Origin of the sequence: Providencia sp. PROV200 (genome assembly GCF_049901995.1) — a bacterium.
In the GTDB taxonomy this organism is placed as follows: domain Bacteria; phylum Pseudomonadota; class Gammaproteobacteria; order Enterobacterales; family Enterobacteriaceae; genus Providencia; species Providencia rettgeri_E.
Map to the genome: position 1 here is coordinate 1,259,083 of NZ_CP096307.1, position 24,533 is coordinate 1,283,615.

Here is a 24,533-nt window from a genome sequence, read left to right on the forward strand (position 1 = left end):
ACCTCATCTGTGAATAAATATAAAACAATCTAACGGCTTTGTCATAATGTAATAAACGATTAGTATAATAGGTCTATTCGATATATTTTATTAACTGTTGTTTTATTGTGGATCTTGAATACTGATTATTTTTAGCAATAAGTGCTATAACCAAAATTAGATAATAAAATAAAAATAAAAAATGATTATTTCAAATTGATGAATAAATCTTTACACGAAAAAAGGTTAATAAATATCAACATGTCGAATTTATTAACCTAATCGGTCTTCTTTGTTATAGATTTCGTGGCTAGGTCACTTTTTCGATTTTTGACTTTGGCACCGCTGTAGAGGTGGAACCAATAGAAGCACAAACAATACATAATAATGCTAACCATTGAGTCATCGTTAAGTGCTCATTTAGGAAAACAATTCCTAAAAATGCGCCCATACAAGGTTCAAGGCTCATCAATGTACCAAAAGTTCGGGCAGGCAAACGCGTTAGCGCGATCATTTCTAATGTATAAGGAAATGCGGTTGATAAAATCGCGACTGCTAGTGCAATGGGTAAAATTGAGGGATCAAACATCACTTCTACCCCGGTTTGCATTAAGCCGATCGGGAAGAAAATCATCGCAGAAATAAATGAACCGATAGCCACGGTGGCCGCACCATAGCCGGCTCCCGCTCGTTGGCCAAATATAATATACAATCCCCAACAGACACCAGCTCCGAGAGCATAGATGGCACCGAGTGTATCAATGGACTCAATATTATCGCCAATTGGAAGCAAAAATAGTAACCCAACGATAACAAGGGCTATCCACAAAAAATCAATTGGACGGCGGGAGGAGAACATTGCAACAGCTAAAGGGCCAGTGAACTCTAGTGCAACGGCTATTCCTAATGGAATGCGCTCAAGGGAAAGGTAAAATAAATAATTCATCGTACCTAGGGATAAGCCGTAGGCTAGCAGTGGAACTAACGAGCTTCTTCTGAATTTTAAACGCCAAGGTTTAAAAATAACAAATAATATAATCGTAGCAAGCAATAAACGTAAACCAGTAACACCGGGAGCGCCGATAACAGGAAATAAAGTTTTAGCTAAAGAAGCTCCGCTTTGAATAGAGGTCATAGCAAGCAGTAATAACCCTATAGGTAATAGCGGAAACGCGCTCTTTTTAGTGTCGGCAGACATAAATAAGTAAACCTCGGAAAACGTAACTTAATTGATAATAAATATTTAGAAAATAATTATTCAGTGATGAAAAATAATTTCTTAAAGATTATCTCATAAAACAGCACGGCTTTATATTTGTTTATGGTTTAGCTATATAGAATAAGGGGGTAAATGTGCTCTATTGGTTGCCAACATGTTGGTTTAGGTGAATAGCAGTGCTATAAACATGAATTAGTCTCATTTTATTATGGCGAAGAGTGAAGCTTGAGCTTCTTTATTAGGCTCGTATAATTTAGTGCTCTAACTAAAAAGTCACAATAAAAATGGAAAATGAGGAACAAATGGAAAAAATTAAAAGTATTGCAGTGTATTGTGGTTCCAGTATGGGAAAAAATAAGGTCTATCAACAAAAAGCCATTGAGTTTGCTAAAGAAATGGTTAAACGTGATATCACGTTAGTCTATGGTGGAGCGAGTGTGGGGATTATGGGAATGGTTGCTGATACCGTATTGTCATTAGGTGGTAAGGCGATTGGTGTGATCCCATCATTGCTAGAAGAACGTGAAATTTCTCATAAGAATTTAACTGAGCTGTATAAAGTTGAAACGATGCATCAGCGTAAAAGTAAAATGATTGAACTTGCCGATGCTTTTGTCGCTTTACCTGGCGGTTATGGCACGCTTGAAGAGTACGCAGAAGTCTTTACTTGGAGCCAAATTGGTTTACATACTAAGCCATGTGCGTTGTTTAATATTAATAATTATTGGCAACCATTGATAGATATGACAAATAAAATGGCGGATGAAGGTTTCCTACATGAGAAATATCGTCATATGGCGATTGTGAATGATTCTTCCGCTGAGTTATTAGAAAGTTTTGAATCTTATGTTGCCCCACCAATTAAAACCTACGACTAGCGTTAATATCAAAATCACAGAGAGGAATGCATGCTGATAAGGGAAGCTATTAAAAGTGATATAGAATCCATTTTATCGCTTTACCAAATTTTGTTTTCGGAAATGGCACTGCTTGACCCTGAGCGCTTACAACCTGCAGAGCAGGCTGGGGAATTTATTGAAAATGCGATTATCGATGATAAATTTTATTTGTTAGTTGCTGTATTTAACGGTGAGATTAAAGGTTTTTGCATCGCGCAACAACAAGTTTCAGATCCTTATAACTGCATTGTTCCTCGAAATTTTGGTTATATTTTTGACTTAGTGGTTGACCCCAATTTCCGTGGTGAAAAAGCAGGACAAAAATTACTCGATGGCATGAAAGCATGGGCGAAGAGTAGGCAGTTTAGCCACTTGGAGCTGTCGGTATTAGCGCAAAATCGTAAAGCCATTAAGTTTTATGAACGAGAAGGGCTAACAGAAATCAGCCGTACTATGGGGATCACGCTTTAGTTTGGCATTTAGTCAGCCTTTCCTTCCGTGTTAATCAATTTGCTGAAAACAGCACAAGATCTAAGCGGCGTAATATGGCATAATGCGCCGCTATTTATACCTGTCGTACTCTAATGACCATGCATGGAATGTATTTCGCTGCTCAAATCACTATTTTGGGTTGTTTTGCACGCCGCAGTCATGGGCCTCTAATCATCGCAGGCTATTTTACACCGTTTAATTTAAGGCATAGCAGTGTTAACAACGAACAATATCACTATGCAGTTTGGCAGTAAGCCACTGTTTGAAAACATTTCAGTTAAATTTGGCACAGGCAACCGTTATGGTTTGATCGGCGCAAATGGCGCGGGTAAATCCACATTTATGAAGATCTTAGGGGGAGATTTAACCCCTACAGCTGGAAATGTGAGCACGACTGATCCAAATGAGCGTATTGGTAAACTTCGCCAAGATCAGTTCGCATTTGAAGAATTTACCGTACTTGATACCGTGATTATGGGTCATAGCGAGCTGTGGGACGTCAAACAAGAGCGCGATAGAATCTACGCCTTACCTGAAATGAGCGAAGAAGACGGCTACCGAGTGGCTGATCTCGAGGTCGCTTATGGTGAAATGGACGGTTATAGCGCGGAAGCTCGTGCCGGTGAATTATTGTTGGGTGTAGGTATTCCTGTCGAACAACACTATGGGCCGATGAGTGAAGTTGCACCTGGCTGGAAACTGCGTGTACTGTTGGCACAAGCCCTATTTTCTGACCCAGATATTTTATTACTCGATGAGCCGACGAACAACTTGGATATCGATACGATTCGTTGGTTAGAGCAAGTGCTGAACGATCGTAACTGCACGATGATCATTATTTCCCATGATAGGCACTTTTTGAATACCGTATGTACGCACATGGCTGACCTAGATTACGGTGAATTGCGTTTATTCACAGGTAACTATGATGAATATATGATTGCGGCAACCCAAGCGCGTGAGCGCCTATTATCGGATAACGCGAAGAAAAAAGCGCAAATTGCTGAATTACAGTCTTTCGTTAGCCGCTTTAGCGCGAATGCCTCTAAGTCGAAACAAGCGACTTCTCGTGCACGTCAAATTGATAAAATTCAATTGGATGAGGTGAAAGCGTCTAGCCGTCAAAACCCATTCATTCGTTTTGAACAAGAGAAAAAATTGTTCCGAAATGCACTTGAATTAGAAGCAGTGACCAATGGTTATGATCAAGGGCCATTATTCAAAAACGTCAATTTATTATTGGAAGTTGGCGAAAAAATGGCGGTTATTGGTGCTAATGGTATCGGTAAAACGACATTCTTAAAAACGTTGGTGGGCGAGCAGCCTGCAACGAGCGGAATGGTTAAATGGTCAGAAAACAGTAACATTGGTTACTATGCCCAAGACCACGCAGAAGATTTTGAAACAGATTTAACCGTGTTTGACTGGATGAGTCAGTGGAAAAATGAAGGGGATGACGAGCAAGCGGTGCGCAGTATTTTAGGCCGTTTACTGTTTTCTCAAGATGACATTAAAAAGAAAGTTAAAGTGTTATCCGGTGGTGAACAAGGGCGTATGTTATTTGGCAAGTTAATGATGCAACAGCCAAACATTTTGATTATGGATGAACCAACCAACCACTTGGATATGGAATCCATCGAGTCATTAAACTTAGCCCTCGAATTATACAAAGGAACGTTAATTTTCGTTTCCCATGACCGTGAGTTTGTTAGCTCGTTAGCGAGCCGTATTTTAGAAATCAAAGAAGATAAAGTAATTGATTTCAAAGGTAGTTATGATGAATACCTGACAAGCCAAGGTGTCGTTCTTTAAATCTGGTTTTTGGATGAAAAACAAAAAGCCCTCAATTTTGAGGGCTTTTTAATGGGCGAAGTAAACTTAGTTTTTCTTCACAAACTCAGATTTCAATTTCATTTGACCGAAACCATCAATCTTACAGTCGATATTGTGGTCGCCCTCGACCAAACGGATACCTTTAACGCGGGTACCGATTTTTAGCATTGAAGAGCTACCTTTGACTTTGAGATCTTTAATCACGGTGATGGTATCGCCATCAGCTAGCAGGTTGCCATTGGCATCTTTTACAATCAATTCATCAATATCAGCTACAGGCTCGGCATCATTCCATTCATGCGCGCACTCAGGGCAGATATACATATCGTTATCAGTATAGGTGTATTCAGACTGGCATTTCGGGCAAGGAGGGAATTGCATATTCATACTCTCAGTAACTTTATCAAAAGAATAAACAGTGGTGATATTTAAACCATCAAGCACCACAAAAGAGAGATAGTATAAGGTGAAAGGACAATTAAATTATTTTTTCAGATTATTCTTAATTTTGATATGGTGAAAATAGGTAAAAGGCGAGAAAACCTCGCCTGAATGATGAAAAAAGTCAACTTGCTCGAAAATTTAGCCGTTAGCCTTTAGCACAGACTTCACAATGGGGGTCTTTGCTAAGTTTAAATTGGCGAAAATCCATGGTCATTGCATCAAATAACAATACTTTTCCTGAGTTAACTTTCCCATAATTAGCTAATAATTTAATGGTTTCCATCGCTTCTAGCGTACCAATGGTACCCACTAAAGGGGACATAACCCCTGCTTCCACACAAGTTAAGTTATTTTCACCAAATAAACGGCTTAAACAGTGATAACAAGGGGTGCTTTCTTCATAAGTGAAAACAGATAATTGCCCTTCCATACGGATGGCTGCACCTGAAACCAATGGTTTTTTCCGTGGTAAACATAAGCGATTGAGCTGTTCACGAATGGCGACGTTATCGGTGCAGTCTAAGATCACATCATGATGTGCGATTAATTCATCAAGTTGCACATCATCTAGCTGTGCATTGACGGTGTCAATTTGAATATGTGGGTTAATGGCAGCAAGCTGTGTTTTCGCAGAATCAACTTTTGGTATATCAATGGTTGCATCACGATGCAACACTTGCCGTTGCAAGTTAGATAATGACACGGTGTCGAAATCCACCAATGTCAGGTGACCGACACCCGCAGCGGCAAGGTATTGCGTTGCTGCGCAGCCTAAACCGCCGAGGCCAATAACCAGCACTTTACCAGCTTTAAGTTTTTCTTGCCCATCGAAATCAAACCCACGGAGGATGATTTGACGGTTATACCGCAACATTTCCAGATCGCTAAGCTCTTGCACAGTTATTATTCACTTTTTAATAAATAGTTAAACATTTCGACTTCAACCATTTCACCGGCTTCAACACGCCCACGCTCTCGTTCAAGGACAATAAAGCAGTTAGCTAAACTAAATGAACTAAACACGTGTGAGCCTTGGTGGCCCGTTGTGGCGACTTGCAACTGCCCTTGTTCATTGGTACTTAGAATGCCACGTTGAAAATCTAAACGTCCTGGGCTTTTCTTCAACGCAGTAGTAACTGGAACCTTAAAGCGTAACGGAGCGCGCCATTGGCTGTGCCCTGAAAGGCGAGCAATCAGCGGTTGAACCAATTGGTAGAAGGTGAGCGCCGCGGAAACAGGGTTCCCCGGTAGACCACAAAACCAAGCGTCACTCAGCTTGCCAAATGCAAAGGGTTTTCCTGGTTTTATAGCTAACTTCCAAAAACCAATGGTGCCTAATTCATCCAAAATTTGTTTGGTATAGTCGGCTTCACCCACGGAAACGCCACCACTACTGATCACTAAATCAGCGTGTTGGTTAGCTTCGATAAAGGTTTGTTTGAGTTTTTCTGGCGAGTCCGGTATCACACCTAAATCGAGTACTTCGCAGTTAAGTTTTTCCAGCATCAGACGGACGGTAAAGCGGTTAGTATCATAAATTTGCCCATCTGCTAAAGGAAGGCCAACCGCTTGCAGTTCATCACCCGTTGAAAAAACGGCAACTTTAAGGCGACGATATACGGTGACATCTGCAATACCTAGTGAAGCAATTAAAGGCAACTGAGCGGTCGTTAATAAAGTGCCAGTAGAGAATACCGCACTACCTTGGGCAATATCTTCTCCTGCTTTACGAATATTACTGCCTTGTTTAATGGGCTGGGTGAATACAATACCTTGTTCAGTTTGCTCTGTAGACTCTTGCATCACAACGGTGTCCACACCTTGAGGAATGGGTGCGCCTGTCATAATACGCACGCAGCAACCTGCTTTGAGTTCGCCTTCCATTGGGTTGCCCGCAAAAGATTTACCCGCTACAGGCATTGGTGTTTTACCATCCCAGTCGGCAAAACGTAAGCCATAACCATCCATCGCAGAATTATCAAATGGCGGAACATTGATAGGGGAAATTAGGTCTGTCGCAATGATGCGCTGTGCAGAGGAGGTCAGTGGAATGATTTCGGTATCTGTGACGGTTTTCGTTTGAGATAGTAATTTTTCCAATGCAACATCTAGAGAAATCAAATCGTTAGTATGACACTGATCCATAAATAATGACCCTCATTATTGTTATCTGCCTTGAGGCTTTAAAATGTGTTCGTAATGCATATTATGGCAGAAATCCATTAATGGGTGAATGAATAGAAATTGATTACAGATAGCTTTTGGTCAGATTTAACCAAGAAGGTGGCATTATTACAGGCAAAATTATGCACAGAATGGTTAATGCTTAGGTTATTTATTGTGTTACTTATTGGCGGGTTATTGGTTTCTCACCATTCAAGGTTAAAGGATTGATAAAAAATGTGCTACAAATCACGTTATATAAGGTGTAAAACCGTTTAAAGAAAGCATTCATTGGGTGAATGAATTGCAGGGTTAAATGCAATTATTTCACGGCAATTATCTATGTTGTACTGGATTATCTGTACCTGCTGTTTTAGAGTACCGCACACCTGCATTTTATAAAAATAGTTATACCATTTGTGGAGGATCACATGTCATCTCTGAGTAAAGAGGCCGAATTAGTTCATGCCGCGCTGGAGGCTAGAGGCTTAGAAACGCCTTTACGTATCCAGCCAAAGTCAGGCGACGAACGTAAGAAACTGATTGAAGGGCACATGACAGAGATCATGACGCTGCTAAATTTGGATTTAACCGATGACAGTTTAGCTGATACCCCTCGTCGTATCGCAAAAATGTATGTTGATGAAATTTTTTCAGGACTTGATTACGCAAACTTTCCAAAAATCACTTTAATTGAAAATAAAATGAAAGTGGATGAAATGGTCACGGTGCGTGATATTACGCTCACAAGTACCTGTGAACACCATTTTGTTACGATTGATGGAAAGGCTACGGTTGCCTATATTCCAAAAGACAAAGTGATTGGTTTATCGAAAATTAATCGCATTGTGCAATTTTTCTCACAGCGCCCACAAGTGCAAGAACGCTTAACGCAACAAATTTTGGTTGCTTTGCAAACATTATTAGGAACAACAAATGTGGCAGTTTGTATAGATGCGGTGCATTATTGCGTTAAAGCACGTGGTATTCGCGACGCGACAAGTGCAACAACAACAACGTCACTTGGTGGGTTATTTAAATCAAGCCAAAATACACGGCAAGAATTTTTGCGTGCAGTTCGTCACTTATAATTTATGACAACAACGACACCGTCAAGCCGCATTGACCAACTTGACGCTGTTCGTGGTATAGCAATTTTAGGTATTCTGCTAATGAATATCTTTGCATTTGCTTTACCACAAGCAGCGTATTTAAACCCTTATTATACCAATACAACATCCGATTCAGAGGCCTATCTCTGGGGTGTTTTCAATGTCCTTTTTCAAGGTAAAGTTCTCGCGATTTTTTCAATCCTATTTGGAGCAACACTTGCTTTATTACAGTCTCGCTCTCTTCGTTGGAACCGGTGCCGTTTATCTGTTTTAGCCCTATTCGGGGTGATCCATGGGGTTGGATTTTGGGATGGTGATATTCTGTTGGCTTATGCATTAACCGGCTTGTTGGTAACCTATTTGCTTAATCAATATGATGATGGTTTTTTATTGAAAATAGCACTATCAATCTATTTGATTGGGTTAGTTATCTTGCTCATGTTGGGGAGTAGCGTGGACCCTTCCGGTTTTTGGCAAGCCTCGGATGAGCAACTGGCATTTGAATATGCGATGCATACCTCGGGGGGAATGGATGGCGTGCTTTATCGTGCGTCAGAGATGCTAAAAATGGTTGAAATGTTGGTTATCCAATATGGCTGGCAATTAGCGGCATTGATGATTATTGGCGCACTATTAATGAAAAATGGTTGGTTGCAAGGGCAATTTAGCGCTCAACACTATCGTAAAACAGCCTACATATTTATCTTGCCATCGATATTAGTCCAAATATTTTCGCTATACATGCAAAGCCAATTTAATTGGAGTTATTTTTCAACGTCGATCATTGGTTACATTATTAATGAGCTAGTTATTCCATTCCAATCTTTAGGATATATCGCTTTGGTATATGGTTTTTGGGAAAAAATCACAAATAGCAAGGTAATCCATGGACTGCAATATGTGGGGCGGGTGGCGCTGAGTAATTATATTTTGCAAACGCTAATTTGCACCACACTGTTTTACCAATTAGGCTATTTTGGTCAATTTACACGGTTTGAATTAATTGTCTTGGTTCCCATTATTTGGGGAATAAATATATTGTTTTCTTATTATTGGTTGATATTTTTCAGGCAAGGCCCACTTGAATGGTGTTGGCGCAAATTAACAGTGAAGTTAATAGGTAGATGAGTATTCATCTACCTATATATCTACTTCAATTTATTGACTTCATCCGGTGAAACCGCCGGATAGCCTTTAATTCCAGCAGGCATTTTAATCGGGGCTGGGATTGATTCTTGTTCACCTAAAAATTTAGGTTCCCGTTTTAAGATATATAAATCTGCTAAAGCGCCTAGCCGTGCAAACACTTCACGTACTCTCACTTTATACATCCCAGAAGGTGTCGGAACCGCTAAACATTGTGCATCAATGCCTTTATGTTTGGCGATAAAGACCGCTCGTTCACAATGAAAACGCTGGGTAATAATCGTAAAATTATCGGTATCAAACACTTTTTTCGTGCGTACTACGGAGTCTAATGTCCTAAAACCAGCAAAATCGAGCACAATTTTAGAGGCTGGAACCCCTTCTTTAATTAAATCTTTGCGCATGTTGATTGGCTCATTGTAATTATGAGCCCCATTATCACCACTGAGGAGCAAATATTTCACTTTTCCACTGTGGTATGCCTCAGCCGCACCTTTAATGCGATAGGTATAATAGAGATTATTAACTCCAGAGGCATAATATTTGGATGTACCAAGTACCATCCCGACATCGCGCGCAGGCAATTTTTCTACATCTTCATAGATATAGGGGGCGGTATCCCAGCTTATCCAGCGATCAAGCAACATTATGGTCGTAAATGCGATCCCTGCAAGAATAATAAGACCAAAAAACAGACGTTTCCTCATGTCCTAGCCTTGATAATAAAGAGTCATAATCCGAAATTGTTAGCCTCAGTAGGCCTGTGTCTCTAGGCTACTTGACTTAAATTAGTGACGCAAGTCGCGTAACGTAAAGTCATGTCAATGTCTACACACTAATCAAAGTTGACTAATATTAAGCCTAATAATTGAATCAAAATTAATCAGACATTGGATGAAAAAGATAAATCACGTTCTCATCAAAGAGTGAGTAGCTTCACATCATGGTAGTTTTTATGGAATGAAGCTATATATTATGAAATTTTAATTCTATATTTTTATTTTGAAGTGAAATATTGTTTCTTTGATGGTTTTTTGTGGATAGCAGATCTTTAATTAGATAGGTGAGGAAAGTATGAAACTAACGACATTATTAGCCGTGAGCGCTGTATTTGTTACCGCGGGTGTGGCGGCGAAAGAGTACCAAATCAATCATACCGCTCAGTTAAAATCACTCGATGATGCGACTAAAAGTACGGAAGTTTGGGAAAAAGCAGAGGTATTAACCGATTTTACTTACCCATGGGAAAAGGAAGCAGCTCCTAAAACAGATTTTCGCGCTTTATGGAGTGATGACGCATTATATTTCCGCTTTATTGCAGACGATAAAGATATTCAGTTAGGTGATAACCCAGATAAAGACCAAGCGGTGTTAGATTCTGACCGAGTCGAACTCTTTTTTGCGACTAGCCCTGAATTAAAACCTTATTACACGGCTGAAATGGACCCGAAAGGGCGTACTTTCGATGCAAAAGCTAATTATTACCGTGAAGTTGATCCAAGTTGGAACTGGGAGACATTACAAACCGTGGGTGAAATAACGCCAAATGGTTATGTATTAACGGGAAAAATTGATTTGGATGAATTTACCAAACTCAATTTATGGCAAGACGCGGACAAGCAGACACTAATGTGTGCCATTTTGCGTGGAGAGTTCAGCGCGGGTGAACCTAAGCAAGTGCGTAAATGGATTAGCTGGATCAAACCTGATTCCGTTAAACCTGATTTTCACATCCCATCCGCCTTCGGAACCTGTAAGTTCGTAAAATAGGGCTATCGCCGGTGGCTTTCGTCACCGGTATTTTTCAATACAAACCTATTATTGTGAGAAAGATCATAACCCGCAATTAAGTTGTACAAAATTGCAGTGATTTAAATTGAAATAAAAATTCATTTAATGTATTTTTTAATGAAATTAAATTTCATGGGGGAGTTTGAATGTCTCTAGCCGAAAATACTCTGAGTGACTGTCTACTGAATGAATTCAATCAGGAAACGCAGCAGTTTTCACGTTTGGATACGCTATCGATGGTGAACGTCATTAACCAAGCTGATAGCACGGTTGCAGGTGCCATTCAGGCTGTGCTACCTGCGATTGCTCAAGTGGTTGACGCTGTTGCTGAGTGCTTAAAGCAAGGTGGACGTTTGTTTTACATTGGCGCGGGTACTAGCGGTAGGTTAGCCGTATTAGATAGTGCAGAATGTCCACCCACATTTGGTACTTCACCTGAAATGGTGCAATCGATTATTGCGGGTGGCCAAGATGCCATGCTAAACGCGGTTGAAAATATTGAGGATTCAGTAGAGTCAGCGATTGAAGAGCTAAAAAAACGCCAACTCTGTGCCAAAGATGTCGTGGTGGGTATTGCAGCCAGCGGACGCACACCATTTACCTTAGCAGGTATTGAATATGCCAATGAAATCGGTGCGTTAACGGTGGCGATTACTACGCGAGGCCGAGGGCTAGTCAGCGAAGTAGCTAAATTGGCGATTGCCCCCGATGTTGGCCCTGAAGTGTTATCAGGTTCGACTCGCATGAAAAGCGGTACTGCGCAAAAAATGATTTTAGGCATGTTAAGTACTTGTGTGATGGGGAGATTAGGTCGTATTCATACTAATTTAATGGTTGATGTTGTTGCGAGTAATATCAAATTACTGCGCCGCGCAGAACGGATTGTAAGTGAGGTCTGCGGTATTGATGAACACACCGCAGCAGGGTTATTGGCACAAGTGGATTATCATCCACGACGCGCAATTTTAATGCATGAGTTACAAATCAACGCACAGCAAGCGACGGACATCGTTCAACAGCATCCAAATACCACATTGGACAGCATGTTAGATACACACCGTTAATAAATGGGGATAGCGTGATGGAAAGCTAGCATATAGCTTAGCCAACACCGGGGGAATAATATGGCTAATAAGATAGAACATCTGGATGTACTCGCCAGAGAAATAGAAAAATATGCGGGCGGCTTTGATAACGTGGCAACATTAACGCATTGTATGACGCGTATCCGTTTAGTTTTAAAAGATAATAGCAAATTCGATGCTGAGGCCTTGAAGCAAATTGAAGGCGTAAAAGGCGTGATTTTCAATGGTGAACAACAACAAGTGATTGTTGGGATGGGCACGGCAGCGAAAGTCTTTTCGGTGATGAACAAACGAATGCAAGGTAGCACCTCTACAGCAACAGAGAGCGTAGCACCGGCAGAGAAAAAAGTGTTTTCAATTCGTCGTACTTTAAATACGTTAGCGGCTATATTTGTCCCAACCATTCCTGCGCTGATTGGTTGTGGTTTGATTATGGGGTTAATCAATATCGTCCGCTTGGTTGCTCCGGGTGTTGTCGACCAATTCCCTGAGTTATTTAAGTTATTAAAATTGATTGGTAGCGCAGTCTTTGTTTATCTTTCAATTATGATTGGGGTGAATACCGCGAAAGAGCTTGGTGCTTCCACCTCAATTGGTGCGGTCATGGCTGGGCTACTTTCGATGCCAGGTTTAGCGGATATCACCTTATTTGGTTCGAAATTAGTCCCAGGTAGTGGGGGGATTTTTGCGGTACTGATGGTAGTCGTTTTCTCTTCTAAATTTGAAGTGTGGTTTAGAAGTATCATTAAAGAAAGCCTAGATCTTATCGTGACGCCATTTGTGACCATTTTAGTCTCTGCGATGGTCGCAATTGTGGTGTTCCAACCTGCGGGGCATTACTTAAACCAAATTTTAGCGCAAGGCGTTTCTGTTGCGCTGTTAAACAGCGGTGGTGCCGCCGTGGCGACGGGCGGTATTTTAGGCGGCAGTTTCTTATTCTTATTATTAACGGGTTTACACCAAGGCTTGATCCCAATTCATGCTGAAATTTTACAAACCTTTGGCCTGAATTACTTGTTCCCAATTTTAGCTATGGGTGGAATGGGGCAAGTGGGTTCATGTTTCTGGGTTTATTTAAAAACCAAAAACCAACGTTTGAAGAAAACCTTAGTCGGTGCGTTACCTGTGGGTATTTTTGGTGTCGGCGAACCGTTATTATTCGGTGTGTCATTACCATTAGGAAAACCATTCATTGCCGGTTGTATTGGTGGCGCGGCTGGCGGGGCATTAATGGCATTCTTCCATGTCGGGATCATCATTCCTTTTGGTACTGCTGGGTTATCATTAATTCCATTAGTGGGTGATGGCCAAATCTTGGATTTCTTAATTGCAGTTGCGGGTGCATGGATTGTCGGGTTCATTGCCAGTATGATAATAGGCTTCACTGATCCAGAAAAATAATTAGAAGGAAAAGCCATGTCGACACTGACGGTAAAACTGGAAAGCTTGCAGACACGCGGTAAAGGCACAGAACAACGTATTGCCACATTTTTGCTGGATAACCGCGAAAGTCTTATCGCGATGAATGCAGCGGAATTGGCACAGGCGGCTGGGGTCAGTAGTGCATCTGTTATCCGCTTTTCACGCCAAATGGGGTACCGTGGCTATCCTGAATTTAAAGTCGATTATTTGTCGGATGAGAAGCAACACAAAGCAGAAAGTTTATACGGTAATCTGAGTCGTCACGATGATACTTCTCAGATTATCGCCAAAACAGGGCAAATGTTTATTTCGGCTATTGAAAAATCACTGGATTTACTTGAGCCCTCTGTCGTAGATACCATCGCGCAAAAAATGTTTCAGGCCAAACGTATCGTGCTGTTTGGTGTCGGGTCTTCAGCCATTGTCGCCAGCGATATTTTCCATAAATTAGTTCGCATTAATAAACACGCACTGTTTAGTTATGATTTGCATGTTCAGCTAAGTTACTCGGCAAACTTAGGGCCGGAGGACCTTGCTATTGCAGTAACGGCGCGTGGAAACACTCAAGAAATCAATAGCATGCTTCGTGCTGCAAAAGAAACAGGTTGCTCGACAGTCGCACTGACACGTTTTGGTCAAGATGAAGCAATAAAGTTAGCGGACTTCGCCTTGCCTTATTTTTATGATGAGCAACATTCCCAATTAGGCATCATCACCCCCCAAGTGTTACAGATGATTACTTTCGATACATTATTTTTTAAATACCTCACGTTAGCAGATAGTGATGCAAATGAAGCATTACAAAAAGGGCGACGCGCACTGATACAAGGCAAGAGTTAATGATTGTAACGGAGTTAGCGATAGGTGCACTTATTGGGCTGATTATTAGCACAACGGGTGTCGGTGGTGGTGTGATTGTATTACCGATACTGACCTATTTTTTTGGGCTAAATGCACTAGCGGCAGTCGCCACGGCCAATTTCCTTTCGATGCTAATGAAGGTTTCTTCTTCTTATATGCATTTTCGCTTAGGCAATATCCCCTTTAAAGGTGCACTCATTGTATTAGCGATTATGTTGCCGAGCACCTTTCTCTCAAGTCTGTTTGTGACATGGCTGGGGGGATTACCGGGGTATGAAAAACAAGTCGAGTGGGGTATTAACCTGTTAGTGGCTGCTGCCATTATATTTTCGCTCTATTTATTTGTTCAGCGAATGTTTTTTGTTTCGATCATCAAACAAGAAGCGGCAAAAGGAGATCAGCTAAAATCCATGGCTGTGCCAGCTGTTCTAGCGGGTGTTGTACTTGGTGCAACTGGAGTTGGTGGTGGGGTGGTTGTTCTCCCAATGTTGTTGCGCTATATGCAACTGAATATTAAGCAAGCAATTGGCACATCGATTTTTGTAACAACTGTGTTGTCTGGTTCCTCTGCTTTAGCTTATGCGCAAGATGGCTATACAGATTTAAAACTGGCGCTGATATTGTGTGCAGGAGCATTGATTGTGATGCCATTAGCTAAATATTTACTGATCCGTTTATCTGAACGCACCTTTCAATACATTACATTGTTATTAATCACCTGCAGTGCGGTAATGATGACAATGAATTTATTCACTTTCTAGATTTACGCGTCCTATTATTGACGGTATCAATAATAGGACTGCTCTCTTACCAAAAAACGGTATTTTTTATCGCTGATTAAGTTCTTTTGCCATTTCTTGGTAAATAAACTGGCGCTCATAGTTTAGGTCTTCGTCTTGTAAGGAAGAAAACTGGCTGAGTGTCATGGCCAGTAAGGTGGCAGCTATAAGTACAATTAAGACACTAGACAGCAGTTTTACCCGAAATGTTGCTTGTGGCGCAAGCACAAAAGCACCGCTAATAACCGCACCAAGTACAGCGCCACCAATATGAGCAGCGTTATCAATACCTGACTGCAAACCATTGATGAGAGTTAGCGCAATCATCCCAATAATATTATATAGCGGGCGTTTTAATTGGTTGCGTTCTTCAAGAGAGAGACTCGGGTTATTAATTCTTTTTAATAAATCAATTACAGAAGCGGTAGCTAACCCCATAATAGCGCCAGATGCGCCAATACCCACGGTAATATATACCGTGTTATCAGGTAAATATAAACTATTCCACGCATTCATTGATGCTCGGTTCGCTACTGCATTAATGGCTTCACTGTATTGCCAATAAGCACTAAAAAATGCCGCGCCAATACCTGAAAATAGGTATATCGCGAGCATCCTAAATTTTCCATAGGTACGTTCGCATTCAATCCCAATAACAAACAAAGCCAACGTATTCAAAGCAAGGTGCATACCACCTGAGTGCAATACCATACTGACTGGATAGCGCCACCAATCCCCCGTTAATGAAAGTTGGTAAACATTGGCACCGAATAGCAATAAATTATTCTCTTGGGAATCGAGTGGGGCGGCATAATTGAGCTGGTAAAAATAAACAACAATATTTAGCACTACAATAAAAAGTGTTAGAGCTATTGCCCATAGGGAAAACTTAGGTTTCTGTGGAATAGCAGCATTGAGGTCGCCAGTCATGTCAATATCCTATTAATCAGCCATGGCCGTTATCTTAAATAAGTGATTTGTTTAGCGCAATTTATCATTATCTGAGAAAACAGACATTCGTTTTTCGGGAGCTATAAAAAACAAAAAAGGAGCTCTAAAGAGCCCCTTTCAATCAATACCGTTATGACAAATTAAAACGAAGTACGTTTATAAGTACGGTACTCAGGCTTCCAGAAATTACGTTCAATGGCTTCATCAAGAGCGCTATCCGATGTGACGGTTGCCACACCTTGAACTTGTGCTTCTTTGGCCACTTGTTTAGCAATAATGCGAGAAACATCTTGGATATCAGATAGCAGAGGCAATAGCGCACCTTCACCATTTTTAGCAAGAGGTGAACAGCTGGCGAGAGCGCGGCTGGCGGCCATTAACATGCCATCAGTAACGCGTTTAGCACCAGAGGCGATCACACCAAGACCGATACCCGGGAAGATATAGGAGTTGTTACATTGTGCAATTGGGAACACTTGCTCTTTGTAAGATACTGGGCTAAATGGACTTCCTGTTGCGACCAATGCTTTTCCATCAGTCCAATTGATAATATCTTCAGGGCGAGCTTCAACACGTGACGTTGGGTTCGATAATGGCATCACGATAGGGCGTTCACAGTGTTTATGCATCTCTTTAATGATTTCTTCTGTGAATAACCCAGCTTGGCCAGACACACCAATCAATATGGTTGGTTTGGCATTGCGTACGACATCTAACAGTGAAATTGAGTCACTGTTAACATCCCAGCTGGCTAAATTCTCACTGTTTTGCGTTAACTTAGCTTGGAAATCGAGTAAATTAGGCAGTTTATCGGTTAATAAACCAAAGCGGTCAACCATATAAATGCGTGAACGCGCTTCTTCGTCGCTCAAACCTTCGGATTTCATCTGGGCGATGATTTGCTCTGCAATACCGCAACCTGCGGAACCGGCACCCAAGAAAGTCACGCGTTGGTCGCTTAGCTTACTGCCTGCAGCATGGCTGGCGGCAATTAAGCTACCTAATGCAACGGATGCAGTGCCTTGAATATCATCATTAAAACAGCAAAGCTCATCACGGTAGCGGGTTAATAAAGGCATCGCATTTTTCTGGGCGAAGTCTTCAAATTGCAGTAATACGTTTGGCCAACGGCGTTTTACTGCTTGAACAAATTCATCAAGGAATTCGTTGTATTCATCACCAGTAATACGTGGGTGGCGCCATCCCATATATAGAGGGTCATTCAGACGCTGTGGGTTGTTGGTTCCTACATCAATAACAATAGGCAAAGTATAAGCAGGGCTGATACCCCCACAAGCGGTATAGAGAGAGAGTTTCCCAATTGGGATACCCATACCGCCGATACCTTGGTCACCAAGGCCTAAAATACGTTCGCCATCGGTAACAACAATCACTTTCACATTTTGTTTGGTGGCGTTTTGTAGCATGTCGTCGATGTATTCACGGTTTGGATAAGAAATAAATAAACCACGTGCACGACGATAAATGTCAGAGAAATGCTCACAAGCTTCACCCACGGTTGGGGTATAGATAATTGGCATTACTTCTGTCAGGTGGGCATCTATAAGGCGATAAAATAAGGTTTCGTTGGTATCTTGAATATTTCGCAAATAAATGTGTTTATCAATATCTGATTTAAAATCAATTAATTGGCGGTAGGCACGTTCAACTTGTTCTTCGATGGTTTCAACTTGTTCAGGAAGTAAACCATGCAAGTTAAAATTTGCACGCTCTTCTTCGGTGAAGGCGCTTCCTTTATTCAGCAAAGGGAATTCAAGCAAAATTGGGCCAGCGTAGGGTATATAGAGAGGGCGTTTTGTTTCGTACTCATGTTCCATGAAATATCACTCTTCGAACGATTAATCAACAAAGTCAGGGTAGATCCTAAGCTAAACAGCAAATATGTACAGTAAATAATGATAAAAAAGCGTTAAAAAATTTACTGAAAAATATTGTGCATATGATAAGGAGTTTATGCGCGGAAGGGAATGAAAGCCGATAACGGCATACGCATTACGGTAGGTAGATCACGCTTAGGCAAATAATGAATGTCTCATCGTTATTTTTACGTTTTCAAACGTTAGTTTAGCTTTTCTGCGGGTTCAATTTTTTCATGTTTTTTCTTATTTTTAGTCAGTTACAGAGAGAAAAAACGGATTCAATGAAAGTTAAATTATATTTTTAAATATCATATATTGCTGCAAGTTTTAAATTTATATAAGTTAAATTTTATTTTATATTTCATTTTTCACTAAGGAGTTTTATGAATTTAATTAATGGGGTGTTAAGAAATAAGCGTATTTATATATTAATTATTATGGCATTTCTAGGAGGAATGAATCATTCAAGAGCAGACTATAACCCAATCGAAACACTAAGGAATATTGACAGCTATTTCTATGAAAACAAATATGGTTCATCAATTTTTGGTCGAGTTATAACAGATTATTTTTATTTGGTGATGAAAGAAAAAAACAAAAAAATTAATAAAACATTGATAGACAAAATAAATTATGACCATGCATTAGAAATGCTTCAAGTATTGAAGCGAAAAGCGAAGAAACAGAGTACAGGTGAAAAAGTCTCTCATGATATGACTTATAAAGAAGCAGATGAAATACACTATCTGGTCATGTTACGTAATAAAATACCCGAAGAAGCTTGGGTTTTAGGTGTGGTATTTTCTGTATTAGATGAAAAAGAAAAAGAATTTTATTGGCAAAAAATTATGGCAGCTTCTGGAGACCGTGGCCATGAATTATCGGTAATATACAGTTTGATGAAAGTGATATTAGAAAAGGAAAAGAAGGCGACTAAGAAACAAAAAGTTATTATTAATAAATGGTATGAACGTATGAGTAAAATATTGGCTTCTGCTAAATCATAGTTTTCATTTAAATGGTTTTTATAATTAAATGTTATATAAGTATCAAGGTGTCAATTATTATGAAATTATATTTTTGTTTAATTCTACCGTTATTATTATTTTCCTGCATTGTTAATGGCGAGAACCGCCCCGGTTTTGTTTGTGGGCAGTTTAATCGGAATATTATCGAAGTTCCTAGTAAGTATGTTTTTCCATTTGCTGAATATGAAGGGTATAGCTATTTTGACCCAAGGTTTGTTGAAAATAAAGAAGGATGTGATGCTAATTTTAGAATTCTGCCAATGAGGATGTCATGGCCAGACTTAAAACCATTTAGTGAAGTCAGTCATGATGTTAAAATGATAGAAGTCTATGTTGAGCCATTAAATAGTGACCCTGAAAAATATTTCAGTCATAAAAAAAATATATACCTAAATATGGGAAGGCTTAAAAGAAAGGGTGAACTATATTATGATGAGGAATTAGAACTTTATTTTAATGAGGTTTCTATTGAGTTTAAACATATTAATGGTAATAAAGTGGATGTCAATATAATAAAGTATGGTTACTATTGGGATGAAGATAATGGTGAAGTCAATGTTTTAATGGAGTGTTCATGGAGACAGTTAGATGATAGTTATCGGCGTTGTAAATTATTATCATTAATGCCTGAATTTGGTCTTAAATATAGTGTTGCATTTGAATTTTCAAATCTTGTTAATTGGGACGCTATTCAAGACAAGGTCAGACTATTTTTATCTGAATATATTAAAAATTAGGAACTAAAAATATGAATGGTCGTGATCGTAGGCAGGGAGACTTAGAATTAATATCAATAGATTTATCTAATGTTGCCCGAATTTTAATAGTTAGTAAAAATCCAGAGCTTATGTATGGTTAGTTTATTTTAATAGGTGTAAGTATGAGATTTGAACTAATAATTAGTTATATAATTAAATTTACAGTTAATTGTCTTATGCTATTAAGCGCAATAAATAGTTACGCTGATAATCGTCCAGGTTTTGTCTGTGGGCAGTTTAATGGCACGGTTATAGAAGTTCCTGAAAAGTATGCTTTTTCATTTGCTGAATATGAAGGGTATAGCTATTTTGATCCAAGGTTTATTGAAAATAAAGAAGGATGTGATGCTAATTTTAGAGAATTAACATTAATAACGCATTGGCCTTATATGACAAGTGTTGATTTTAAAAAAAAATCTCCATTTTGGAATGGAAGAAAAAACAATAAAAATTATATTGAGGCCAATTGGAAAGAAAGATTACTCATTGACACAAAAAATGAGTAATTATTTAAATGCATCATATTTAGGAAAGAGAAGTCATATATTATATGACGATGATTCCGAACTTCAATATGTTGACTATTTTGATGAATATAATGTATCTGAAAAACTATATAGTGGAAAAAGAACTCAAAAGAAAAGATCTTTTTTTTGGTTCGAAAAAGAAAATGAAGTTATTGCTATCTTAGAATGCTTATGGCTACCATTGGAAAATAAATATTCAAGTTGTAATATGAGTTTTTCAATATTAGAAAAAGGTATACTTGCAGAGATTAAATTTGGTTTTGATAAGTATAATCAATGGAGGGATATAATGAATGAAGTTAAGGTTTTTGTCTTCGGTTTTATTAAGGATGAATATTATGAGTAAAGGTATGGCTAGTTTTTCAATTAATTATAATGATATCGCAAGTTTAAATGTTATTTTATTAGAAAGTAAATTTGCAAATTCCATGGGCGAAGAAAATGTTTCAAGTATACCTAGTGAGGATATTTTTATAATTTAAAATATATTGATTTATTTAAACAGGTGCAAGTATGAAATTTGAAATGATAATTAATTATCTAATTAAATTTACAGTTAATTGTCTTGTTTTAATGATTTCCATAAATAGTTTCACTGATAATCGCCCCGGTTTTGTCTGTGGGCAGTTTAATAAGAATATTATAGAAGTTCCTGGCGAGTATGTTTTTCCATTTGCTGAATATGAAGGGTATAGCTATTTTGACCCAAGGTTTATTGAAAATAAAAAAGGGTGTGAGGCTAATTTTAGAGTGCTGCCAATGCGAATGTCTTGGTCTGATTTGAAACCATCTAATGAGGTAAGTAATGATGTTAAAATTATAGAAGTTTATGCTGAACCATTAAAAGGAAACCCTGAAAAATATTTGAGTTATAGAAAACACGTGTATTTAGATATGGGGTACCTCAAAAGAAAGGGGGAGTTATATTATGATGAAGAGTTGGATCTTTATTTTACTGAAGTGACTGTAACAATACGAAGAAGTATTGGTCATAAAGATGATATGTATTTTAATAAAAAAGGATATTATTGGAAGGAAATTAATAATGAAGTGATTTTTTTAATTGAGTGTGAATGGTTACCAATTGATGAGAAGTATCATAAGTGTTTTCAATATTTTTTGATTCCAGAAATAGGAACTAAGGTTAAATTTTATTTTGATGCTAAAGAATTATCTAATAGCAATATAATGAGGGAAAAAATACGCATTTTTTTACTCGACCATGTTAAAAATTAGGAGATAATATGAGAACTCAAGAAATTAGAAAGGGTGATTTAAAGTTAACTCGTAGTGATGTTTCTAATGCAATTAAAATTTTATACGTAACCAAAGAACCAAAGTTGATGTATGAATATTTGGAAAGTAAAGGAGACCGATATGCTAAATTAGCTAATAGTGTGGTTAAAGGTGATTCTCTTTCAGGTGCTTTTGCGCTTAATTATTTAGATGAAGCTATTTTAGCAAGATGAGTTTATAATTGAGCGTATTCGCTATGATATGGCAATAGCTTATGTTCAAACCCTAAAAAATAGATTTGAAGATGGAAAGGATGTAATCTATGGTGATATAAATCACATAGAGGCTAAATTATTTCATAGTAGTGTATTTTCTTATTATAATCTTCCTTCTGATGCATGGACTTTAGAACCTGTATTTTTTGTGTTACCTAGAGAACAAAGAGAAAGTTATTGGCAGAGAGCTTTAAATTCTGTAGGTGATATAGAAAGTGAAACATTATTTAGTATAAATACTAAAGATATAATGTTTAGAGCATTATATGAAGCTCCAGCGCATATGCAGCCTAAAATACATAGTTGGACTAAACGAGTTCTGGATATTGATAATGTAGTAGATGGCGTGGTGGTTACAGCCAAGAAATCTTATCAAAATATTATATCTCATATAGAAGAAGATAATATGGATAGAATAAATACAATTATTTATAATACAGGAAACCCTTTAATTGATAGAGGAACAGAGCGTTTTTCATTTTGGGATTATCCTTCACAACATTTAGAATCATTTCAAGTACAAACAGATTGGCGTGGCCAAACGGAATTTACACATAAAAATCTATTGTCTGAATATTATTTAGAAAGACCTGACTATATATTACCAGAAACAGGATTATTTGATTCACCATCAGTTAATTATCAACCAGATGTTGCTCATTATGATCGTATGATTGATGATTTAAGGGGAAATATGCCATCAATAAACAACAAGCCAACACCTCCAATTAAGTATCCACATAATATGGTAGATAAATCGATATTGGAAAGCACTTATCTAAAATCCGAGCCGAATAGGCAATTAGCACCGCTTACAACAAATTTGCTGGATAGTTCAAAGTTTGAAAATAATGAAGCACCAACAAATTATTATCTAGAACGCCCGAGTGTTGTTCTTCCGGGAACTTCCGGATTTAAAGACTTCCCTACAGATACCATAAGAAATAACCATCATTTTGAAAATATGATTGGCCAGTTAAGAGACAATATGTCATCAATGAACAATTCAATGGACTCATTTGATGATAAATACTCAATACCCTCAATGCCAAGTATACCTGAATTTAGTTATAGTGGTTATTCTTCTGGAGGATCTTTTAGTTTTAATTAATATTTAAAAAGTCCGCTTATAATAAAATAAATTATTTCAGTTATTAGTAATCTAATGGTGATTGCTGATGTTTTTTTGTATGTGGGCAATGTTTTTTTACATAATTGTTTTTAATATTATTGGTTTCTAACTTTATGAATAACAAGGATGTATATGAATTATAAATTAATATTTTTGCTTTCAGTTTTTCTTCTCAGTGCTTGCCAAAATCCTCAAGGAAATAATGTAAAATATAATAAAAAGAATATAATTAGTTTTTGTGAAACAAAAGGTGTTAAAACGCCACGTCTTTTCTTTATGCTACAGATGTTATACTTTTCTGAATCTAAGGATTTAATATTTGATAGAAAAAAATTAGTCATTTTTAAGGGTGAAAAAGATAATAACCCAATGTTAGAATTTTTAAAGTATCCAAAAGAAGCATTTATTAAAAAATTAAGCCATGAACAGGCAATGGTTTTTTATCGCGAGAATTTGAATGAGATGGGAATGCCATACAATGCTTGGATTTTGGCAGATGTTCTGGATGTTGTTAATGAGAGAAACCGAGAGACACTATGGCAACAGTTTGTTTTTGTGATGAATAACAACGATCCTGAGAAAGAAGCTAAATTATTCATAATGCTCTGGTATGCAATGGTAAGGGAAGCCGCTAAACCATTATCAGACAAGCAAATTAAAAGTAAAAAATGGCTGGAAAAAATGAGGCGGATTACTTTAGTTAAAAATATAGAAAAAGAATTAGACTTTATGTTTGAAGAAATGATTAATGATTCAATGAATTTTAATAAGAATAAAAGGAGTTCTAATGATGGTTTCTAAATCTATTATTCCTAAATTAATTTTTATAATTTTATCATGTTTAATTCTCATAAATAAAGGTTACTCTTTTAATGAAAAATATAACCCTCAAAAGGTAAATGATTCAAGTGATAAATATTTCAGTATTTTTATTTATCTAGAAAAAGAGTTTTTAAATAATTATATGAAGGCACAGGGTGAATCATTCACCAGTGAAAAACGGAGTCGGTATCAAAAAGAAGTCAAATTAGCATACGGACGAATTATGAAAAATCGCAAAGAAAGTGATAACATCCCAATTGGTGATATTACACATCAAGAATTTATTAAAATAAAAAAAGAAGCGATGTTAAATTCAGGAATTCCTTATGAAGGTTGGTTGTTTAAAGATGTATTTGAAGTATTATCTATAGATAAACAGAATAAAATTATAGGGAAACTATTAAATAGCTTTTCTAATAAATCACTTAATGGTGAATCAGCGTTATTTGCTAGCATTTGGCTAGACATGAAAGAAGAAGCCGCGCAATCTGCATCGATAAAACAGCAACAAAGCCAAGCTTGGCTAGAAAAAATGCGAAAGATCCCTTTAGTTATTACATTAGAAGAGACGATAAATGAAACAGAGAAATTGTTTAATGAATTCACTTACTAGGGCATATATTAATCAAAACTAGTGAGTCCTATTATGGATGGCCACTTTGCAGGTAAATGGTTTTGTGAACAAGATTAAAGTTCTAA

At 38.1% G+C, this 24,533-nt stretch carries 27 protein-coding genes; 20 read left to right on the forward strand and 7 right to left on the reverse strand.

Features of this window, described 5'->3' with window-relative positions:
- Window positions 1-289: 289 nt before the first annotated feature.
- Entirely contained in the window at window positions 290-1,177 is an 888-nt protein-coding gene (rhtA, locus tag M1E86_RS05600; RefSeq protein WP_125893366.1) for a threonine/homoserine exporter RhtA, read from the reverse strand.
- 323 nt (window positions 1,178-1,500) lie between these two features.
- Between rhtA and M1E86_RS05605 the strand changes: the two genes are divergently transcribed.
- The 3 genes from M1E86_RS05605 to M1E86_RS05615 all read left to right on the forward strand — a co-directional run bounded on the left by M1E86_RS05605 (window position 1,501) and on the right by M1E86_RS05615 (window position 4,401).
- On the forward strand, window positions 1,501-2,076 hold the full coding sequence (locus M1E86_RS05605; protein ID WP_426099281.1) for a TIGR00730 family Rossman fold protein: 576 nt from the start codon (window positions 1,501-1,503) through the stop codon (window positions 2,074-2,076).
- Window positions 2,077-2,109: 33 nt separating this feature from the next.
- On the forward strand, window positions 2,110-2,568 hold the full coding sequence (locus tag M1E86_RS05610; protein WP_213913504.1) for a GNAT family N-acetyltransferase: 459 nt from the start codon (window positions 2,110-2,112) through the stop codon (window positions 2,566-2,568).
- Between the two features lie 234 nt (window positions 2,569-2,802).
- A complete protein-coding gene (locus tag M1E86_RS05615; RefSeq protein WP_125893362.1) occupies window positions 2,803-4,401 on the forward strand; it encodes an ABC-F family ATPase in 1,599 nt (532 codons plus the stop codon).
- A gap of 66 nt (window positions 4,402-4,467) precedes the next feature.
- On the opposite strand, the gene M1E86_RS05620 is transcribed toward M1E86_RS05615, so the two are convergent.
- From M1E86_RS05620 to moeA, 3 genes are all read right to left on the reverse strand, one after another.
- Window positions 4,468-4,803, reverse strand: a complete 336-nt coding sequence (locus M1E86_RS05620; protein WP_004909208.1) for a zinc ribbon domain-containing protein YjdM — start codon at window positions 4,801-4,803, stop codon at window positions 4,468-4,470.
- Between the two features lie 208 nt (window positions 4,804-5,011).
- Window positions 5,012-5,764: a molybdopterin-synthase adenylyltransferase MoeB gene (gene moeB / locus M1E86_RS05625; protein ID WP_213913454.1), complete on the reverse strand. Its 753-nt coding sequence runs from the start codon at window positions 5,762-5,764 to the stop codon at window positions 5,012-5,014.
- Window positions 5,765-5,769: 5 nt separating this feature from the next.
- A complete protein-coding gene (moeA, locus tag M1E86_RS05630) occupies window positions 5,770-7,011 on the reverse strand; it encodes a molybdopterin molybdotransferase MoeA (protein ID WP_125893358.1) in 1,242 nt (413 codons plus the stop codon).
- 449 nt (window positions 7,012-7,460) lie between these two features.
- On the opposite strand from moeA, the gene folE reads away from it, so the two are divergent.
- Entirely contained in the window at window positions 7,461-8,120 is a 660-nt protein-coding gene (folE, locus tag M1E86_RS05635; protein ID WP_004256561.1) for a GTP cyclohydrolase I FolE, read from the forward strand.
- A gap of 3 nt (window positions 8,121-8,123) precedes the next feature.
- On the forward strand, window positions 8,124-9,269 hold the full coding sequence (gene yeiB, locus M1E86_RS05640; RefSeq protein ID WP_213913455.1) for a DUF418 domain-containing protein YeiB: 1,146 nt from the start codon (window positions 8,124-8,126) through the stop codon (window positions 9,267-9,269).
- 20 nt (window positions 9,270-9,289) lie between these two features.
- On the opposite strand, the gene sanA is transcribed toward yeiB, so the two are convergent.
- Entirely contained in the window at window positions 9,290-9,994 is a 705-nt protein-coding gene (gene sanA, locus M1E86_RS05645; protein ID WP_125893354.1) for an outer membrane permeability protein SanA, read from the reverse strand.
- A gap of 367 nt (window positions 9,995-10,361) precedes the next feature.
- Between sanA and M1E86_RS05650 the strand changes: the two genes are divergently transcribed.
- From M1E86_RS05650 to M1E86_RS05670, 5 genes are all read left to right on the forward strand, one after another.
- The gene (locus M1E86_RS05650; RefSeq protein ID WP_213913456.1) at window positions 10,362-11,057 is read left to right on the forward strand and encodes a carbohydrate-binding family 9-like protein; all 696 of its coding nucleotides are present in this window, start codon (window positions 10,362-10,364) and stop codon (window positions 11,055-11,057) included.
- A 167-nt stretch (window positions 11,058-11,224) separates the two neighbouring features.
- Entirely contained in the window at window positions 11,225-12,142 is a 918-nt protein-coding gene (gene murQ, locus M1E86_RS05655) for an N-acetylmuramic acid 6-phosphate etherase (protein ID WP_213913457.1), read from the forward strand.
- A 60-nt stretch (window positions 12,143-12,202) separates the two neighbouring features.
- Complete coding sequence (locus M1E86_RS05660) at window positions 12,203-13,564, forward strand: PTS transporter subunit EIIC (protein ID WP_213913458.1); 1,362 nt, start codon at window positions 12,203-12,205, stop codon at window positions 13,562-13,564.
- 15 nt (window positions 13,565-13,579) lie between these two features.
- Window positions 13,580-14,425: a MurR/RpiR family transcriptional regulator gene (locus M1E86_RS05665; RefSeq protein ID WP_213913459.1), complete on the forward strand. Its 846-nt coding sequence runs from the start codon at window positions 13,580-13,582 to the stop codon at window positions 14,423-14,425.
- Window positions 14,425-15,207 (forward strand): sulfite exporter TauE/SafE family protein, encoded by a 783-nt coding sequence (locus tag M1E86_RS05670; RefSeq protein ID WP_213913460.1) that lies wholly within the window; start codon window positions 14,425-14,427, stop codon window positions 15,205-15,207. Before M1E86_RS05665 ends, M1E86_RS05670 begins: the two co-directional genes overlap by 1 nt.
- A gap of 66 nt (window positions 15,208-15,273) precedes the next feature.
- Here the strand turns inward: M1E86_RS05670 and M1E86_RS05675 are convergent, their stop codons facing one another.
- Both M1E86_RS05675 and M1E86_RS05680 read right to left on the reverse strand, forming a co-directional pair.
- Window positions 15,274-16,155, reverse strand: a complete 882-nt coding sequence (locus M1E86_RS05675) for a rhomboid family intramembrane serine protease (RefSeq protein WP_213913461.1) — start codon at window positions 16,153-16,155, stop codon at window positions 15,274-15,276.
- A gap of 161 nt (window positions 16,156-16,316) precedes the next feature.
- On the reverse strand, window positions 16,317-18,014 hold the full coding sequence (locus M1E86_RS05680; protein ID WP_102138392.1) for an NAD-dependent malic enzyme: 1,698 nt from the start codon (window positions 18,012-18,014) through the stop codon (window positions 16,317-16,319).
- Window positions 18,015-18,439: 425 nt separating this feature from the next.
- Between M1E86_RS05680 and M1E86_RS05685 the strand changes: the two genes are divergently transcribed.
- From M1E86_RS05685 to M1E86_RS05730, 10 genes are all read left to right on the forward strand, one after another.
- The gene (locus M1E86_RS05685) at window positions 18,440-19,063 is read left to right on the forward strand and encodes a hypothetical protein (RefSeq protein WP_213913462.1); all 624 of its coding nucleotides are present in this window, start codon (window positions 18,440-18,442) and stop codon (window positions 19,061-19,063) included.
- A gap of 59 nt (window positions 19,064-19,122) precedes the next feature.
- Window positions 19,123-19,821: a hypothetical protein gene (locus tag M1E86_RS05690; protein ID WP_213913463.1), complete on the forward strand. Its 699-nt coding sequence runs from the start codon at window positions 19,123-19,125 to the stop codon at window positions 19,819-19,821.
- A gap of 143 nt (window positions 19,822-19,964) precedes the next feature.
- Window positions 19,965-20,348 carry a hypothetical protein gene (locus tag M1E86_RS05695; protein WP_213913464.1) on the forward strand — a complete coding sequence of 128 codons (384 nt, stop codon included), beginning with the start codon at window positions 19,965-19,967 and terminating at the stop codon, window positions 20,346-20,348.
- Window positions 20,341-20,715 carry a hypothetical protein gene (locus M1E86_RS05700; RefSeq protein ID WP_213913465.1) on the forward strand — a complete coding sequence of 125 codons (375 nt, stop codon included), beginning with the start codon at window positions 20,341-20,343 and terminating at the stop codon, window positions 20,713-20,715. The genes M1E86_RS05695 and M1E86_RS05700 overlap by 8 nt, the downstream gene beginning before the upstream one ends.
- On the forward strand, window positions 20,708-20,851 hold the full coding sequence (locus tag M1E86_RS05705; protein ID WP_213913466.1) for a hypothetical protein: 144 nt from the start codon (window positions 20,708-20,710) through the stop codon (window positions 20,849-20,851). Before M1E86_RS05700 ends, M1E86_RS05705 begins: the two co-directional genes overlap by 8 nt.
- Before the next feature lie 31 nt (window positions 20,852-20,882).
- Window positions 20,883-21,605: a hypothetical protein gene (locus tag M1E86_RS05710; RefSeq protein WP_426099282.1), complete on the forward strand. Its 723-nt coding sequence runs from the start codon at window positions 20,883-20,885 to the stop codon at window positions 21,603-21,605.
- A gap of 8 nt (window positions 21,606-21,613) precedes the next feature.
- Window positions 21,614-21,838: a hypothetical protein gene (locus tag M1E86_RS05715; RefSeq protein ID WP_213913467.1), complete on the forward strand. Its 225-nt coding sequence runs from the start codon at window positions 21,614-21,616 to the stop codon at window positions 21,836-21,838.
- 28 nt (window positions 21,839-21,866) lie between these two features.
- The gene (locus M1E86_RS05720) at window positions 21,867-22,991 is read left to right on the forward strand and encodes a serine protease (RefSeq protein WP_213913468.1); all 1,125 of its coding nucleotides are present in this window, start codon (window positions 21,867-21,869) and stop codon (window positions 22,989-22,991) included.
- A gap of 153 nt (window positions 22,992-23,144) precedes the next feature.
- Window positions 23,145-23,813 carry a hypothetical protein gene (locus tag M1E86_RS05725; RefSeq protein WP_213913469.1) on the forward strand — a complete coding sequence of 223 codons (669 nt, stop codon included), beginning with the start codon at window positions 23,145-23,147 and terminating at the stop codon, window positions 23,811-23,813.
- Window positions 23,800-24,447, forward strand: coding sequence for a hypothetical protein (locus tag M1E86_RS05730; RefSeq protein ID WP_213913470.1), 648 nt, complete (start codon window positions 23,800-23,802; stop codon window positions 24,445-24,447). Before M1E86_RS05725 ends, M1E86_RS05730 begins: the two co-directional genes overlap by 14 nt.
- Window positions 24,448-24,533 lie beyond the last annotated feature (86 nt).